The 15872-nt window shown below is 72.8% G+C and carries 11 protein-coding genes; 3 read left to right on the forward strand and 8 right to left on the reverse strand.

Features of this window, described 5'->3' with window-relative positions; translation table 11 throughout:
• Nucleotides 1-58 precede the first annotated feature (58 nt).
• From OG702_RS21025 to OG702_RS21035, 3 genes are all read right to left on the reverse strand, one after another.
• On the reverse strand, nt 59-823 hold the full coding sequence (locus OG702_RS21025; RefSeq protein WP_327290453.1) for a helix-turn-helix transcriptional regulator: 765 nt from the start codon (nt 821-823) through the stop codon (nt 59-61).
• A gap of 495 nt (nt 824-1318) precedes the next feature.
• The gene (locus tag OG702_RS21030; protein ID WP_327290454.1) at nt 1319-1528 is read right to left on the reverse strand and encodes a DUF397 domain-containing protein; all 210 of its coding nucleotides are present in this window, start codon (nt 1526-1528) and stop codon (nt 1319-1321) included.
• The gene (locus OG702_RS21035) at nt 1525-2373 is read right to left on the reverse strand and encodes a helix-turn-helix domain-containing protein (RefSeq protein WP_327290455.1); all 849 of its coding nucleotides are present in this window, start codon (nt 2371-2373) and stop codon (nt 1525-1527) included. The genes OG702_RS21030 and OG702_RS21035 overlap by 4 nt, the downstream gene beginning before the upstream one ends.
• A gap of 207 nt (nt 2374-2580) precedes the next feature.
• Here OG702_RS21035 and OG702_RS21040 point away from each other — a divergent pair, with 207 nt between their 5' ends.
• Entirely contained in the window at nt 2581-2994 is a 414-nt protein-coding gene (locus OG702_RS21040; RefSeq protein WP_327290456.1) for a hypothetical protein, read from the forward strand.
• Nucleotides 2994-3350, forward strand: coding sequence for a hypothetical protein (locus OG702_RS21045; protein WP_327290457.1), 357 nt, complete (start codon nt 2994-2996; stop codon nt 3348-3350). Before OG702_RS21040 ends, OG702_RS21045 begins: the two co-directional genes overlap by 1 nt.
• Before the next feature lie 5 nt (nt 3351-3355).
• Here the strand turns inward: OG702_RS21045 and OG702_RS21050 are convergent, their stop codons facing one another.
• From OG702_RS21050 to OG702_RS21070, 5 genes are all read right to left on the reverse strand, one after another.
• Entirely contained in the window at nt 3356-6514 is a 3159-nt protein-coding gene (locus tag OG702_RS21050; RefSeq protein ID WP_327290458.1) for a DUF3427 domain-containing protein, read from the reverse strand.
• 100 nt (nt 6515-6614) lie between these two features.
• Complete coding sequence (locus OG702_RS21055; RefSeq protein WP_442814724.1) at nt 6615-7982, reverse strand: PrsW family intramembrane metalloprotease; 1368 nt, start codon at nt 7980-7982, stop codon at nt 6615-6617.
• A 296-nt stretch (nt 7983-8278) separates the two neighbouring features.
• Complete coding sequence (gene trmB / locus OG702_RS21060) at nt 8279-9199, reverse strand: tRNA (guanosine(46)-N7)-methyltransferase TrmB (protein ID WP_442814488.1); 921 nt, start codon at nt 9197-9199, stop codon at nt 8279-8281.
• A gap of 44 nt (nt 9200-9243) precedes the next feature.
• Nucleotides 9244-10488 carry an L-2-hydroxyglutarate oxidase gene (lhgO, locus tag OG702_RS21065; protein WP_327290460.1) on the reverse strand — a complete coding sequence of 415 codons (1245 nt, stop codon included), beginning with the start codon at nt 10486-10488 and terminating at the stop codon, nt 9244-9246.
• Between the two features lie 333 nt (nt 10489-10821).
• Nucleotides 10822-12237 carry an MFS transporter gene (locus tag OG702_RS21070; RefSeq protein ID WP_327290461.1) on the reverse strand — a complete coding sequence of 472 codons (1416 nt, stop codon included), beginning with the start codon at nt 12235-12237 and terminating at the stop codon, nt 10822-10824.
• Nucleotides 12238-13405: 1168 nt separating this feature from the next.
• Here OG702_RS21070 and OG702_RS21075 point away from each other — a divergent pair.
• Nucleotides 13406-15685: an asparagine synthase gene (locus OG702_RS21075; protein ID WP_327290462.1), complete on the forward strand. Its 2280-nt coding sequence runs from the start codon at nt 13406-13408 to the stop codon at nt 15683-15685.
• The last annotated feature ends 187 nt before the right edge of the window (nt 15686-15872 follow it).

Below are 15872 nucleotides of genomic sequence, written 5' to 3' on the forward strand. Positions count from 1 at the left end.
CCGGCCGTCGTCGCCGTACCCGCTGTCGCCCTTGATGCGGTGGTCGTTGCCGCGGCGGTCACAGGTCCCGCGGGTCGACCTCGCGGGCGAGCTTGTACCCGGCCTCGAAACGGCTGCCTGCGTCCAGCCGTTCCATCAGCGCCGTCATCACCGCCTGCACGTCCGGGGTGGTGATGCCGAGCCTCCTGGCGATCCTGTCATCGCTGTAGCCGTTGGTCATCAGCCGTATCACCGCCTTCTCCCGGGTGCCGAGTTGGGCGTGGTGCGGCCCGGCGGACGTACGCGACAGCGGGGTGGCCCGCTGCCAGTACGACTCGTAGATCGCCACGAAGGACGCGGCCAGCAGCGGCTCCCTGATCCGTACCAGTGGAGCCGGGCCCCCCGCACCCGGCTCCACCGCCCCCTCGGCGGTCAGGCACGCCGTCTGCCGGTCGCAGACCAGCAGGTCGTGCGGCACGTGGTCGAGGACGCGGACACTCACCCCGGCGTCCGACACCTGCCGCAGATGCGCGGCATACCGCGGCACCGCGAGCAGCGCCCGCGGATACACCGCCCTGACCCGCACCCCGCGCCTGGCCATCGCGGCGTCCAGCGCGAGCGCCACCTCCAGCCCGGCCGCCCCCGTCCACCCTCCCCCCTGCCGCAGGGCGTCCGCCGACTCCCTTACGCCGCCGGTCAGTTCGCGCAGCACCTGCTCGTGCTGCTGCGGCAGCGGATACTCCTCCACCACCACCCGGGGCGCCCGGTCCGGCCCCCCGGCCACCACCGCCCCCGTCTCGAACACCGCACCGGGCACCCGGCAGAACCACCCCGCGCCCGCCATCCTCCCGGCCCTCGCATCTGGCTGCACTGCCCGGTCCTCCTCGCTCGCATCCGCGTCCACCAGGCGGCCGGCCGCACACCGCCCGGGCGCGTACGAGCTCCCGGTGCGGTGCTGTCGACCCGTCAGATACAGAGTGTTACAGGGGTGTCACGCGTTTTCCAGGGCGAATCCGTCGAGGAAATCAACCGGCGTAAACCATGGAATTGCGGACACTGCGCTGGTCGCCCGCACGGCTCCCACGAGCCGGAACGTCCAGTGGCATATGCCAATTTCCCTCCCATGGCTTCGATGAGCCCGGCACGCCACTCCTGCGCCGGTTCTCCACCGACCGTCGTCCCGATATTCCGTCTCCCGGACGATCAACCCTCCCCGCACCGTCCAGAACGAAGCGGCCCGAAAGACCCCCGACACCTCATGCGGCACCTCGACCTCGGAGACGACCTGCTCCCCGTCCCCACCTCCTCTGACACCCCCGGGACGCCCGGCCCCGGGCGCTCAGCTCCGTCCGAACTCCCCGTCGCCCCGTCCTACCTCCCGGAGGAACGCGTCCCACTCGCCGGCAGAGAAGGCGAGGACGGTCCCGCCGGGATCCTTGGAGTCCCGAACCCGTATGGGCTCGGAAGCATGCGACACCTCGACGCAGTTGCCGCCGGAGCCGTTGCTGTAGCTGCTCTTGAGCCATTCGTCTCGTGTGCGGTCGGTCATGAAGCAAGTCCTCGGATCGTGGCTTTGATCAGGTCAATGGATCGCTGCGGGCTCAGCGAGAGGGCCCGCAGGTTGTCGAAGGCCTTCGTGTACTGCGCGATGTCATGCGGACGTTCAAGGTAGACGGCGTCCGTCAGGCCGTCGCGGTAGACCACATCTGGATCCTCCTGCTCGGGGAAGCCCAGAACGGTGAAGGAGCCGGTGGCCGGATAGCTTCCTGCGTCAAAGGGCAGGACCTGCACAGTGACGTTGGCCAAACCGCCTGATTCCAGTATGCGTTCGAGCTGGCCGCGCATCACCTGACGGTCGCCGATGGTGTGGCGAAGAACGCTCTCGTGCACCACTGCCCACAAATCCAGCGGCCGCGGGCCGGTGAGCAGCGCTTGCCGCTCCATCCGTACGGCGATGACACGCTGCGTTTCCTCGTCGCTCAGGCTGGCCGTTGCTCGATGCAGTTCCCTCGCGTAGTCGGCGGTCTGGAGCAGGCCGGGTACGAACTCGCTCTCGTATGTGCGCAGGCCGGAAGCTGCTTGTTCAAGTCCGACGTAGACCGAGAACCACGCCGGGACGGCGTCACCGTGGGCATGCCACCAACCTCGCGTCTTCGAGTCCTTGGCCAGCCCCATCAGCAGCAGCCGCAGTTCGTCAGCGGCTCCATAATGCCTGCACAGCGCGTCAACATCCGAGGGCTGCACGCGCCCCTGGCCGGTCTCCATACGGTTGACCTTCGACCCGCTCCAGTCCAGCGCCTCCCCGACCTGCGCACACGTGAGCTTGCTGTCCTCGCGGAGCTTCTTGAGCTCGATCGCCAGCCGACGGCGACGAGCAGTGGGTGAACCGGCCACTTCTGCCTGCCTTTCGGGTGTTGCGGTGGATCAGTCCCCCGAGATCCGTGCGACGGCAGCAAGCCGAGCCCTACCAAGCCGCAACCGCTCAGTGCAAATTCTTCCGTGCATATTGCATGACGGGATGTCAGCTGTCATCCTCAGTGCTCCGGTCACGACACGTGCCGACGTGACCGCAGTGCGTACTGAACGTGAAGGACTGACCTCATGCCTGTCCCGGCCCGCGGTCGTGGACTCGCCCTTGTCGCCGCCGGCTCGGGCGGCTGGGTGGCCACCCCTACCCTCAGCGGTAAGGCGGTCTGCTGCGAGTTCGCTGTGAGAACCGATGACCACCTGCGGCGCTTCGGCCACCGTGTCGCCCGCGCCTCGGAGCTCATCGAGAGCTACGGCTTCAGCCCGCAGGTCCCCCTGGCCCACAGCCCCACCGGCCATGCGGTGCCGGATGCGGTAGCCGTCACCCTGATCACCGACCTGCTGCACTGGCTCGCCGCGAACGGCCGCGACCCGGACACCGTCCTGGACCAAGCCCAGACCCACTTCGAGGCAGAGACTGACGCCCTCCATAGCGACGTGCCGAGCGTAATGGTCTCCTCACTCGCTGATTCCGTTGGCGCGCGGTAATGGTGTCCGAGGCGCAGATCCTTGCCATTCGCGTCGAATGCGGCGACGCCGTCGAGACCCTCTCCGGCTGGACCGACTCGTCGTGCCTGGATCATCTACTTGTCGCAGCCCGGTCGTTCGGCGTCTTGCTGGACGTGGATGTCTTCCAACTCCTGGATGAGGACGAACGTGACATCGTCCTCGTGTCCGTTGAGCTCCGCCCGGGCGTGTTCGCTCACGCGCCTCCTGCGAAGTGGGATGAGATCCGCCCCGCGTCGGACGTGCTGGGCGTGCGGGCCGTCCGGCATGTCCTGGGACGGCTTCGCGACATCGCCGGCCGGGTCCGGGCGGACCACGGTGAACGGCGCCGGGCGTGAGGTGTTCAGCCCGCCGCGATGGCGGAGTAGGTCCAGACGTCGGCCGGCAGGCGGTGGCGGAGGTCCCAGACGATGCCCATCGGCTTGCTGCCGCGGTGGTCGACGAAGCGGGCGGGGCCGAGCAGCATCCAGGGCTGGGGGCCGCCGATGTCGGTGCGCTTGAAGCGCCGGACGAACAGCAGGACGTGGGTGCCCCGCTCGGCGTGGGTGCGGTAGCGCAGGCCGGTCGGCGAGGTGTCGGAGGTCCGGCCCTGGCTCTCCCAGTGGAATCGGGTCTCGCTCATCGCGTAGTCGCGATAGCGGGTCTGCGGGGAGAAGTCCTTCGCGTCCTTCTCCAGCGTGACGAACAGCGCGTCGGTCGCGATGTCCGGGCACCACCGGGCGCCCTCCTGGAACGTGACGGGTGTGTAGCCGCCGAGCGCCGTCTGGCCGAGGGCGGTCAGGATCTCCTCGCGGTTGTAGGAGCCGTGCACGGTCAGCGGAAGTCCGGCATGGTCGCCGAGCAGCGGGACGGGGACGTGCTCGGTGCGCGCGAGGTTGTACGCGAGGATCTGCCGCACCTCGTCGCGGAAGGCGTCCTGCACCGCCAACGACCCCAAGGCCGCGGCATATCCGGGGAAGCCGCCGCCGCTCGGCCAGAGCGTGAAGACCAGCATGCGGGCGTAGGCCTGGAGTTGCGGGTCGAGGGTGTCGTAGTCCGCGGCGTCGTCGGCGAGCAGGACGGAATAGGCGTGGATCCGTACCGGGTCGTCGACGTGGTGGAAGGCGGGTGTCCGCCGCAGGAGTCCGTCCTCCCCGGCCGGTGCGTTCTCCGGGAGCAGACGTGCGCGCCGCAGCAGCGCGGTCCAGGAGTTGCCGCCACGGTAGAGCTGCTTGAGGTCGCGGCCGCTCTCGGCAAGGTAGTCGGCGAGGGCCGGCCGGGCGTAGAAGGCGATCTCCCGTGCCAGTTGCGGGGCGTTGATGCTGATCCGGTCGCGGATGTTCTTGAGGACGCGCTCCTTGGCCTTGCGCTCCAGGATGATCTGGCACCCGGACGGCAGGTGCGGGAAGTCCTGCTCGACGCCTGCGACCAGCCGATTCCTGCGCAGGTCGGTCAGGGCGCCGAACTGCTCCTCGAAGCGGAAGTCGGCCCGGTGCTGGCCGATGAAGTCCAGCACCGTGAGCACCGCTTTGCTCTCGGTCCGGCGCAGCCCGCGGCCCAGCTGCTGGAGGAAGACCGTGGCGCTGGACGTCGGACGCAGCAGGAGCAGGGTGTCGACGTCGGGGATGTCCACCCCCTCGTTGAGCAGGTCGACGGAGAAGATCACCTGGATCTCGCCGGCGGCCAGCCCCGCAAGTGCCGCGTGGCGCTCGGCCTTCGGCGTCTCGGCGGACAGCGCGACGGCCGCCAGATTCGCCTCCCGGAAGCAGGCGGCCATGTAGCGGGCGTGCTCGACGGAGACGCAGAAGCCGAGAGCCCGCATCGCGCCCGGGTCGGCGATCTTGTCCCGGACGGCGCGCAGGACGAGCCGGGCGCGGGCGCTGTCGCCGGTGAAGAGGGCGGTCAGTTCCGCCCGGTCGTACCCCTGGGAGCTCCGCCGCCAGGTGACCCCGGTCAGGTCGGTGTTGTCGGTGATGCCGAAGTAGTGGAACGGGCTGAGCAGGTCGTTCTCCAGCGCCTCCCACAGGCGCAGTTCGGCGGCGATCCTGCCGTCGAAGAACTCGTCCTGGACGGTTGCGCCCTCGGTGCGTTCGGGCGTCGCGGTGAGGCCGAGGAGTTCGAGCGGTGCGAAGTGCTCGATGATGCGGCGGTAGGTCTTCGCCGTAGCGTGGTGGAACTCGTCGATCACGACGACGTCGAAGTGCCGCGGGTCGAGCCGCCGCAGCCGCTCGGCATTGAGCGACTGCACGCTGGCGAAGACATGCGTCCAACTCGCCGGGATGTCACCGGAGTGCAGGGCCTCGCCGAGATTCGCGTCCCCGACCACATCCTGGTAGGTGCGCATCGACTGGTCCAGGATCTCCCGGCGGTGCGCCACGAACAGCAGCCGCAGGTCCCGCCCGAGCTTCCGGCGCAGCGCGCGGTAGTCCAGCGCTGCCATGACCGTCTTCCCGGTACCGGTCGCCGCGACGAGCAGATTGCGGTGCCGGTCGTGCACCTCGCGCTCGACCTCCAGGCGTTCCAGCATGTCCCGCTGGTACGGATAGGGCCGCACCTCAAGACCGGAGAGTCTCAGCGTGGACCGGCCGCCCGCCGTACCGCCGCCGGCCGCCGAGAGCGCCCGGGAGAGGCGGTCACCGTCGCGTGCCGGGTCGTACGACTCGAAGGCCGGTTCGCTCCAGTACGAGTCGAAGGTCGCCTCGAACTTCCGCATCACCGCGGGGGTGGCCACCGACGACAGGCGTACGTTCCACTCGAGACCGTCCAGGAGCGCCGCCTTGGACAGGTTCGAACTGCCCACGTACGCGGTGTCGTAGCCGGTCCTGCGGCGGAAGAGCCACGCCTTCGCGTGCAGGCGGGTCGAGCGCGTCTCGTAGTTGACCTTCACCTCGGCGCCGAAGTCCCGCACCAGGCGGTCGAGGGCCCGGCGCTCGGTGGCGCCGATATACGTCGTGGTGATGACCCTGATCCTGGCGCCGCGCTCGCGCGCGGCCTTGAGCGGCCGTTCCAGCACCCGCAGGCCGTGCCACTTCACGAACGCGCACAGCAGGTCGATGCTGTCGGCGGTGGCCAGCTCGGCACGCAACTCGGAGCCGAGATTGGGGTCTTCCGGGGCGTTGGTGATCAAGGCGGTCTCGGACAGCGGTGTCGCCGGCCGGTGGATCTCGTACACGCCGGGTGCCTTCTGCTCCGCGACGGCCATCAGCCGGCGCGGACCCTCCACCACGGCGCTGATCCACTCCTCGGCGCCGCGTACCGTCCCGACCGACGCCAGGATCCGGTTGGCTGCGGCCACTTGCTCGTCCGGCGGCAGGCCCTGCAGCACGCGGTGCACGGTCTCGCCGACATGTCGCGCGAGGACGTGCGGCGAGGACTCCGTACCCACCAGCTCGTCGATCGCCAGCAGCCCCGCGGCGTCGAGTTCCCGGATCCGCTCGGCCAGCCGGCGGGTGATCAGCTCCTCGTAGATCCCGGTCACCGGCTCGCCGGTCCCCAACCCGACGCCACCCACGATGTCCGCCATCGAAACGTCCCCCCTGTGCCGCCAAGATCCCGCCCCCATATGTAACAGCAGGGGCTGACACCCGGGACACCACGTCAGGCGGTCGGCGGATCCGGGGGGCCTAGCGCTGCTTCGGACCGGGTGGCCCGTACGCGGGTGGCGCGTACGCGGACGGTGCGTAGGTAGAGGGCCCGAACGCCTGGGGGACGCACGTGGTTGGTGGGTGCGTCGGGGGTGTGGGGGAGTGCTGGTGCCAGTACGGGTACGGGCGGGGGCCCGGGACGGGTGGGGGCCAGGGGAGGGGGGCGGAGTGGAGGAGGGCGGGCTGCGCCAGGGGGCGGTCGCGCCAGAGGTGGTGCAGCAGTTCGGACTCGCGGGCCGCGAAGTCGGGTGGTGCCAGGCCCCGGGTGGCGGCGGCGCGCAGGAAGGCGAGGTGGGTGGCGTAACCGGCGTAGTCGCGTACGGCGCGGGCACCGGCGTCGCCGTGGTGGCGGCGGGCCGCGTCGCGGGCGTCACCGCGGATCCGCATGGAGCCCAGGGCGACCGGCTCGCGCGGGTGCAGCCAGCCGGCGGTGGCGTAGACGGCCAGGTGGGTGCGGATGGTGCGCAGTTCGCCCGCGCGGGCCCAGAAGGCGAGCCAGACGACCAGGCCGAAGACCGGGATCATCACGGCCACGTAGACGGCGAAGAAGCCCACCGGGGACAGCTGCGAGGAGCCGTTCCAGGAGCCGTGCAGCACCATCGCGAGCAGCCAGCCGCCGATCGGCGCGAGCCAGCGCCAGGGGCGGCCGGGGCGGGTGGTGGCGGCGATCGCGAACCCGATGCCGGTCATGGATGTGAAGAGCGGGTGCGCGAAGGGCGTCATGAGCACCCGGACGAAGAAGGTCGCCGCGGTGGTGGAGTCCAGGACGCCGGCGCCCACCGCCTTGTCCTCGCCGAAGGCCGAGCCGAGGTAGAGGACGTTCTCGGTGAAGGCGAAGCCGGTGGCGACCAGGCCACTGAGCACGATGCCGTCGAGCAGTGACTCGATGTGGCGCCGCCGGAAGAGGAAGAGCAGCAGGATCGCGGTGCCCTTGGCGGTCTCCTCGACGAGCGGCGCGACGAAGATCGCACCCCACCGGTCAGACTGGGTCGGGCTCGCGGACAGCGTCGTGGCCAGGAGTTTGGCGCCGTACTCGTTGGCGAAGATCGCAACGAGGGTGGCGGCGCAGGCGCCCCACGAGAACGCGAACACGACGTTCTTCCACGGGCTCGGCGCGACCCGGTCCAGCCACAGGAAGGCCCACAGCAGCAGCGGCACCGGCAGCACCGCCAGGGCCATGCCGACCAGGAACGGCTCGGTGCCTATGTGCTGCCGCACCACCGCGAGGATGACGACCCCGCACACCGCGAGCGCGGTGAACAGCGCACCGGTGCGCACCGCCCGGCTCTCCCAGAACGGCCGTCGGGGGCCGTAGTGCCAGGAGGTGGAGGGCGCCGGTACGTACATCTGCTCGTCTGACCGCGGGCTGCCGGACGGCGAGCCGGGCTCGGGTGAGGACGAGTACGAGTACGTGGCCACCAGTCGACAGTACGGGGGGACTGCCCTGCTCCGCGAGGGTACGGGGGAGGTGGATACGTGTGCCGCCGCCTGCGCCGGGGAGCGTGCTCCGGGGCGCGGGCGGGGGGCGCTCAGGCCGGGCGGGGCGGCGCGGCGCTCGTACGGGAGTCGTACGGGAGGGGGGACGGGCGAGGGACGGGAGTCCTAAGGGAGGTCCTACGGGAGTCGTACGGGCGGGCCGGGGGTCAGACCCGCGTGAAGAGCAGGTCGCGCACCACGTGCCCCTTGGCGAGGCCCTGCCGCTCGAACTTCGTCATCGGCCGGAAGTCCGGCCGCGGCGCGAAACCCTCCGCCGGGTGGATGTTGGCCAGATCCGGCGCCGCGCTCAGCACCTCCAGCATCTGCTCGGCGTACGGCTCCCAGTCCGTCGCGCAGTGCACGACCGCGCCGGGCCGCAGCAGCGGGGTGACCAGGGCGAGGAAGGACGGCTGGATCAGCCGGCGCTTGTGGTGCTTGGCCTTGGGCCAGGGGTCGGGGAAGTACACCCGCAGCCCGGACAGCGACGCTGGCGGCAGCATGTCGCGCAGCAGGACGATGGCGTCGCCGTTGGCCACCCTGACGTTGGTCAGGCCCGCCCGGTCGGCCAGCGCCAGCAGATTGCCCTGGCCGGGGGTGTGGACGTCGACGGCGAGTATCCCGGTGCCCGGGTCGGCGGCGGCCATCTGCGCGGTCGCGTCGCCCATGCCGAAGCCGATCTCCAGCACGACGGGCATGCCCGGGCGGCCCGGCCCTGCGCCCGCCCCGTCCGGTCCTGCGCCGGCCCCGTAGAGCGCGGGGAGGTCCAGCGGGCTGCCGTCCAGCTCGACGCCCCAGGTGTCCCAGTGCCGGTCGATCGCGGCGGCCTGCGCCTGCGTGATACGGCCGCGGCGGGCGTGGAAGGAGCGGATGCGGCGCTCACCGCGTGAACCGGCCGGGTCGGCGGCGGGCCCCTCGGGGAAGCGGGCGCCGGGCACGGCGGGGGCGGAGGCACCGGCGGCGGGCGCGGCGGGGGCGGGCGCCCCGGAGGGGGACGCCTCGGCGGCGGGCGCGGTGGATCGCGCGTCGGCTTTCGCGCCAGCGGATGCATTGGCGGACGCGACGGTGGGGGCGAGGGGTGACGTGGACACAGTGGCACCGATTCTACGGGAACGCTCCGGTGGCCCGCCGCAGGTCACAGCGCCGCCAGCACCCGCCGGGCCACCTCGCGGCCGATCGGCAGGGCGGCGGTCGCGGCGGGGGAGGGGGCGTTGAGCACGTGCACGAACGGGGGCGAGCCGGCGAAGCGGAAGTCGTCCACGAGGGTGCCGTCGGGCAGCACGGCCTGGGCGCGGACGCCCGCGGGGGCCGGGCGCAGGTCGGAGGAGCGCAGGGCGGGCAGCAGGCGGCGGGCGTTCGCGGTGAAGGCCCGCTTGGACAGCGAGCGCAGCACCTCGCCCGCCTCCTGCCGCCAGTGCCTGCGGGCGATCCGCCAGGCGCCCGGGTACGCGGCGGTGCCCGCCAGGTCGCGCGGGCGTACGGTCCAGCGGCCGTAGCCCTCCCTGGCCAGCGCGGGCACCGCGTTCGGGCCGAGGTGGACGCCGCCGTGGACGTCCCGGGTGAGGTGCACGCCGAGGAAGGGGAAGTCGGGGTCGGGCACCGGGTAGACCAGGCCGCGGACGAGGCCGCGGCGGGCCGGCGCCAGCTCGTAGAACTCCCCGCGGAAGGGCACGATGCGCATCCCGGGGTCGTCGCCCGCGAGCCGCGCGACGCGGTCGCTGTACAGGCCGGCGCAGTTGACCAGCACCTTGGTGCGCAGCGCCGGCGTGGCACCCGCGGAGACGGTGACCGTGCCGTCCGCGGCCCGGCCGATGGCGGTGACCCGGACGCCGTAGCGGATCGTGCAGCCCGCGTCCGCCGCGAGGCCGGCCAGCGCGGCGGCGACGGCGCCGAAGTCGCAGATGCCGGTGGAGCCGACGTGGATCGCCGCGAGGCCGGCGACCTCGGGCTCGCGCGCCGCGATCTGCGCGGGACCCAACTCCCGTACGGTGATGCCGTTTTCACGGCCGCGCTGGGCGAGCGCGTGCAGCCGGGGGAGTTCGGCCTGCTCGGTGGCGACGATGAGCTTGCCGGTGACCTCGTACGGGACGCCGTGCTTCGCGCAGAACTCCGGCGTCTCCGCGCAACCGGCCATCGCGTAACGGGCCTTGAGCGAGCCGGGGCGGTAGTAGATGCCGCTGTGGATGACACCGCTGTTGTGGCCGGTCTGGTGCCGCCCGGGACCGGCCTCCTTCTCGACCACCGCGACCCGGAGCGCGGGCGCGGCCCGGGTGAGGGCGTAGGCGGTGGAGAGGCCGACGATGCCGGCGCCGACGACGGTGACGTCGTACGGCTCGGACCGAGCCGCGCTGGTCGCGGCGGTGCCGCCGGTCGCGGTCATGGCGCGCCTCCTCCCGGGTGCTGGTGATCAACTTAACGGGGCGTCGGCTGTCGCGGTGCGTACGGTGCCCGCCGCGCCGCACACCTCGCGTGCCCGCTGCGGAGGAGGGCACCCCTGCGGGGCGCCGCGACGCCGAAGGCGCGCGACGGACTGCGCGCCCGGCCCCGGACCGGGCGGCGGATGCCCACTGTCCGAATGCGGCAGGTACGTTCGGGAAGCGTGGGGCGTCACGGCCACGTCGAAGGGGCGCGACGGACTGCGCGCCCAGCCCGGACCGGGAGGCGTGTGCTCACCGTCCGAAAGCGGCATCCTCGTCCGGGGGTTGCGGAACACCTACGCTGGTGCCGCCAGCAACGGCCGCGCCCGCTCCCGCAGTTCGAGCACCCGCGGCTCGTCGTTGTACGGCTCAAGGCGGTGCAGCAGGTCGCGGACGTATTCCGTGGTGCGGGCCGAGGAGATGCGGCCCGCGACCTCGACCGCCTTCACCCCCGCGGCGCACGCGGCGTCCAGATTGCCCGACTCCAGCTCGGCGACGGCCGACACGACGAGCCGCAGCCCGTGGGAGCGGACGAACTCCTCCGTCGGCTTGGCCAGCGCGTGTTCGGTGAAGCGCTGCACCTGGCGGGGTATGCGCAGGTCGCGGTAGCACTCGGCGGCGTCGGCGGCGAGCCGGTCGTAGGAGTAGAAGCCGAGCCAGCTCGGGTCCGCGTCGCCTTCCCTGGCCCGTTCGAGCAGCGCCTCCGCGGCGGCGAGCGATGCCCCGCAGGCCGCGGCTTCGCCGGCCTTGGCGTGGGCGCGCGCCTCGACCAGGTGGAAGAAGCTCATGGTGCGGGCGGTCGCCAGGCCCCGGTTGCGCTCCAGCGCGGCCTGCGCCAGGTCGACGCCCTCGTCGGCGAAGTTGCGGTAGGTGGCCTGCAGCGACATCGACGCGAGCACGTAGCCGCCGAGCGGAACGTCCGCGGCGGCGCGGGCCAGCCGCAGCGCCTGGATGTAGTACCGCTGCGCGGCCTCCTGCTGGCCGGTGTCGAAGGCCATCCACCCGGCCAGCCTGGTCAGTTCGGCGGTGGCGCCGAAGAGCGCGCGGCCGACGTCGTCGCTGTACGAGCCGAGCAGCAGCGGCGCCGCCTCGACCCGCAGGCACTCCGGCACCATGCCCGAACGCCAGTCGCCGCCGCCGTACTTGGAGTCCCAGCGGCGGGCGTCCTCGGCGGCCTCGCGGAGCTTGGAGACATCGGTGTGCCCGACGTGCGCCATGCCCGGTGCGGGCGCGTCCCGGGCGACTGTCGCGTCCGCGGGGGTGATCAGCCAGCGCGACGCGGGGGTCACGTAAGCGCTCACTGCGAAAGATCCAGCCAAACTCTGCCAGATACCGGATCCGCCCGGCCCGCGCCGCCCCGCGAGGTCCAACCGCCACAGATCGGTGGCCGATTTCACCGCCTCGCCGACGTCGCGCGGGAAGGCGAGACCGACCTCCGGGGCGGGATCGGCGTCCGCGAGCCCTATCTCGTGCAGCGGCACCGGGCGGCCGAGCTTGCTGCCGATCGCGGCGGCGATCAGATGCGGCGCGGCGCCCTGCGGGACCATGCCCTTGGCGACCCAGCGGGCGACCGACGTCTTGTCATAACGCAGCGTCAGACCGCGTTGCGCGCCCAGGTCGTTGACCCGGCGGGCGAGTCCGGCGTTGCTGATGCCGGCCAGACCGAGAAGGGTGCCGAGTTTCTCGTTCGGCCCGCGGTGTTCTCTGTTCACTGCGGTTCACCTCGTGATGCCGCTGGGGCAGGCCGGCGGGCCTGGTCGGTCGTCGGGGCTGTGGGGGCCACCCTCCCCTGGAACCCGATTCAGCCACCGCGGGGGCCTGTTGGCGGCGACCGCGGTGCCTGTGCCGGAATACCGAGCCGCACGTACGGGTGCGAACCGGATGCACCCAGCGTAGTTCGCCGCCTCCCGACCGTTAAGGGTCTCGTGTCGGATGGCGCGAATCCAGCCCCTTACTCGAACGCCGTGATGGCGCGGAAAGTGCCCCTGCCGAAGATCCCGCGGCCATCCGATGATTGGCGGTCCCGACCACTCGAACGGGCGCGGGCGGAGGGCCGCCGGCGGCGTGCGGCGCGTGCTCCCGGTATATGTGGCCGTGCGCCCGGCTGTGCGCTCTGTGCCGGAATGGCCGCGAGGGGTTGCATGGTGATCCGTGGGTCGGCCCGCGCTTCCGTCAGGCGGCTATGGCGGGGTGCGGCGGGCCAGCAAGTTCCGCTGCCACAATCCCCGCGGGTGGCGGACCGGCCCGGGGGGCGTTGAGTCGCTTCCCGGGCCGTGTGTTGTGCGCGGGCCGCCCACCCGGCAGGGGGCCGGCGGCCCTATTTCGGTTGCTACGGACGGCAGTTGGCGGCGAGGAAGGACGTACCGCCGAGTACGCAGGGTAGTTGTACGGCGCACCCGAGGTCGCTCACGGTGGCGGCCGCGGTCGGTCCCGGGTGGCGGGCGGGGCGTTCCGCAACGTCCAGGACGAAGATCCGCGGCGGAAAACGATCGTCGCGAGCGGTCCCGGTTACCCGGCATATCACCCCCGGCATGTGCCGCAGCCGCGCCAAAACTTTGGCGCGAACCCGACGTTTCGGCCGAGCGGTGACTTCCGGATCGCGTCGCTGTCCGCAACGCCCCGATTACGCACCACCGGTGGCCGCCGGCCGACGCCGATCCGCCGGGATCCACGTCGATCCGTGTCCCGTACGTCACACCCGGCCGGTGTCCGGCGCACGAACCGGCGCACCTGGGAGCCCTCATGCGCCTCTCTGCGCGCGTCCACGTGGCAGCATGGTCTTTCGGACGTCAGACGTGGCGGCACGGCGGGGCGAGGCGCGCGCGAGGGAGCGGTGGGTCTTACCTTCGCATCGGCTGTCCACAGCCTGTGGAGGCGACGATGCGGTGGTTGGTGGGGTGGAGCAGTGCCACCGCGGGTCCCGTTCCCGGCGATGGCGGCGCGACCTTGCGGCCGGTCGGTGCCCAACTGCTGTGGGGCGACCTCGATCCGCTGTGGGCGGTGGGCGACTGGCGGCCCGACGAGGTCCGGGTGGTGCAGGCGGATTCCGCGCATGCCGCGGGCGCCGGCGGCACGTACGGCTCCTCGTCCTACGGTGCTTACGGTTCCGGCGCGAACGGCAGCGCCTACGGCGGCGGTTACGGGTCGCGGGCGAACGGCGGCCCGAGCGGCGGCCCGCAGGGGATCGCCCGGCTCGCGGTGCTCGGGCGCTGCGGGGCCAGCGACGCGCAGCTCAGGCTCGGCCTGGTCGCCGCCCGCGGCGGCGCGCTGCGCCACGTGACCGCCTGGCCGGGCAGTTACACCGCCGTCCTGCAACTGGGCCGCCGCATCACCGTGCTGGGCGACCTCGCCGGCGCCAGGCCGGTCTTCCACACCCGCTTCTCCCGCGGTACGGCCTACGCCACCGCCGCGTTGCCGCTCGCCGACCTCATCGAGGCCGGGCTCGACGTCACCCACCTCGCCGCGATGCTCGCCTGCCCGGACGCGCCCGAAGCCCTCGGCGACGGGACCCCGTACCTCGGGGTGCGGCGGGTCCCGCCGGGCCACGCGCTGACCCTGCGCGACGGCGCCCCCGAGATCACCGGCTACGAACCGACCGCCTCGCTCGCCGTCGGCCACCAGCCCGCCACCGCGGCCGACGCGGACGCGGCCATCGCCGCCATACGCGACGCGCTGGTCGAGTCGGTACGGGCCCGGCTGGCGCAGCCGCGGTTCGTGCCGGACGGGACCGCGATGCCCGGCCAGGAAGAGGCGGACGGCCACGGCGGCGGCCCGATGCCCGCGCCCGGCATCGGGGCCGACCTGTCCGGTGGCAGCGCATCCGCCACGCTGGCGCTGCTCGCCGCCGGCCTGCCCGGGATGCCCGGCATGCTGCCGGGCGCACCCGGCTCGCTGGCCGGCGAACGTCTCCTCGCCGTCACCTTCAACGACCTCACCGCCGGCGGACTGCCGCTGCGGGACGGCGAGTTGGCCCGGGCGGGCGAACTCGCCGCGGACCCGCGGCTGCGGCACGTCGTCGTCCCCGGCGGCGAAGAAGCCCTGCCCTACGCCGACTTGACCGGCGGCCCGGCCGTACCGCTCACCGACGAGCCAGGCCCGTCGCTGATCGTCGCAGAACGCCACCGGCGCAGGCTCGCCGCGGGCGGCGCCGACCACCTCATCGGCTTCGGCGCCCGGCAGGTCCTCGACGCGCACCCCGCACGGCTCGCCGACCTGCTCATGGACCGGCGCCGGCGCCACCTCGTACGGCCCGTCGCCGCGTTGACCCGGGCGGGCGGCCCGGCCGCGGGCCCCGCGGTGCTGGTCCCCTTCACCGTGCCCATCACCGTCTACCGGGCCGCGCGGCGGCTGGCCCGCACTCCCTATCAACAGGGTGTGGAGGACGCGGCGGCCCGGCTGCTGCGGTACGCCTCCGGCGGGGTGTCGGGCGGTTCGTTCGGTTCTTTCGGTTCTTTCGGCTCCGTGGGCGGCTCCGACGGGCCCATCGGCGCGTCGCTCGCCGCGATGGCCTGGGTGCGGCCCGGGCCCGCCGCCCGGTGGCTCACCGGGGAGGCGCTGGCCGAGGTGTCGGTCCGCCTGCAGGACGCCGCCAGGCGGCCGTGGCCGATGGAGCGCCCCGGCGAGCGGCGCGCCCGGGCCGCGCTCGCCCGGCACGCGGCCGACTTCCGCGTCCTGGAGCAGGCCGCCGCCGTCCCCAGCCAGCGGCTGCACGCGCCCTACCTCGACAACGCCGTCGTCCGCGCCGCCCGCGCCCTCCCCGGCGCCCTGCGCGTACGGCCCGGCGCCCGCGCCGACATCCTGCGCGACGTCCTCGCCAGCGCCGGAGTACGCGAGCTGCCGGCCGGCTGGGGCGTCGCGTCCCACTCCTCGGCCGCGGCGGCCGCCGCCAGGGCCGGGATGCGGTGCGCGATCGACCCGCTGGTCGAGCTCTTCGAGGCGCCGCTCCTCGCGGACGCGGGTCTGGTGGACGCGCGGGTCGTACGCGATGCCCTGCGGGCGGCGGTGGACACGCCTGGGGCGCCGCTGGAGGGGTTGGGGGAGGTGGTTGCCGTGGAGCTGTGGCTGCGGCGGTTGCTGGCGCGGCGGGGGTCTTGCTGGACCGGGACGGAGTCGCCTCGGCGGCGGGCGGTTGCGAGTGGGGTGCAGCGGCTTTCTCTGTGAGGGGTGGTGTGTTGCCCGCCCGCCCACCCGTGCGGGTGTTTGGTCGGGTGCGGGTGCTGCTGGTGGGTGGGTCGGTGCCGCCCCGGGGGTATCTCCTCGGCCTGCGCACCTCTGCTCTGACCGTTCCTTCCAGCGGGAGTTGTGCGCATGCCTGCGGGGACACCCCCGGACCGTCCCCTCCCCGCCG

It is taken from the genome of Streptomyces sp. NBC_01198 (genome assembly GCF_036010485.1).
Lineage (GTDB): Bacteria > Actinomycetota > Actinomycetes > Streptomycetales > Streptomycetaceae > Actinacidiphila.

Excerpts from the sequence above, each read along its gene's own strand:
- OG702_RS21040 (WP_327290456.1), top strand. The coding sequence starts at position 2,581 with ATGCCTGTCCCGGCCCGCGGTCGTGGACTCGCCCTTGTCGCCGCCGGC.
- OG702_RS21025 (WP_327290453.1), bottom strand. The coding sequence starts at position 823 with ATGGCGGGCGCGGGGTGGTTCTGCCGGGTGCCCGGTGCGGTGTTCGAG.
- OG702_RS21030 (WP_327290454.1), bottom strand. The coding sequence starts at position 1,528 with ATGACCGACCGCACACGAGACGAATGGCTCAAGAGCAGCTACAGCAAC.
- OG702_RS21055 (WP_442814724.1), bottom strand. The coding sequence starts at position 7,982 with ATGTACGTACCGGCGCCCTCCACCTCCTGGCACTACGGCCCCCGACGG.
- OG702_RS21050 (WP_327290458.1), bottom strand. The coding sequence starts at position 6,514 with ATGGCGGACATCGTGGGTGGCGTCGGGTTGGGGACCGGCGAGCCGGTG.
- lhgO (WP_327290460.1), bottom strand. The coding sequence starts at position 10,488 with ATGACCGCGACCGGCGGCACCGCCGCGACCAGCGCGGCTCGGTCCGAG.
- OG702_RS21075 (WP_327290462.1), top strand. The coding sequence starts at position 13,406 with ATGCGGTGGTTGGTGGGGTGGAGCAGTGCCACCGCGGGTCCCGTTCCC.
- OG702_RS21045 (WP_327290457.1), top strand. The coding sequence starts at position 2,994 with ATGGTGTCCGAGGCGCAGATCCTTGCCATTCGCGTCGAATGCGGCGAC.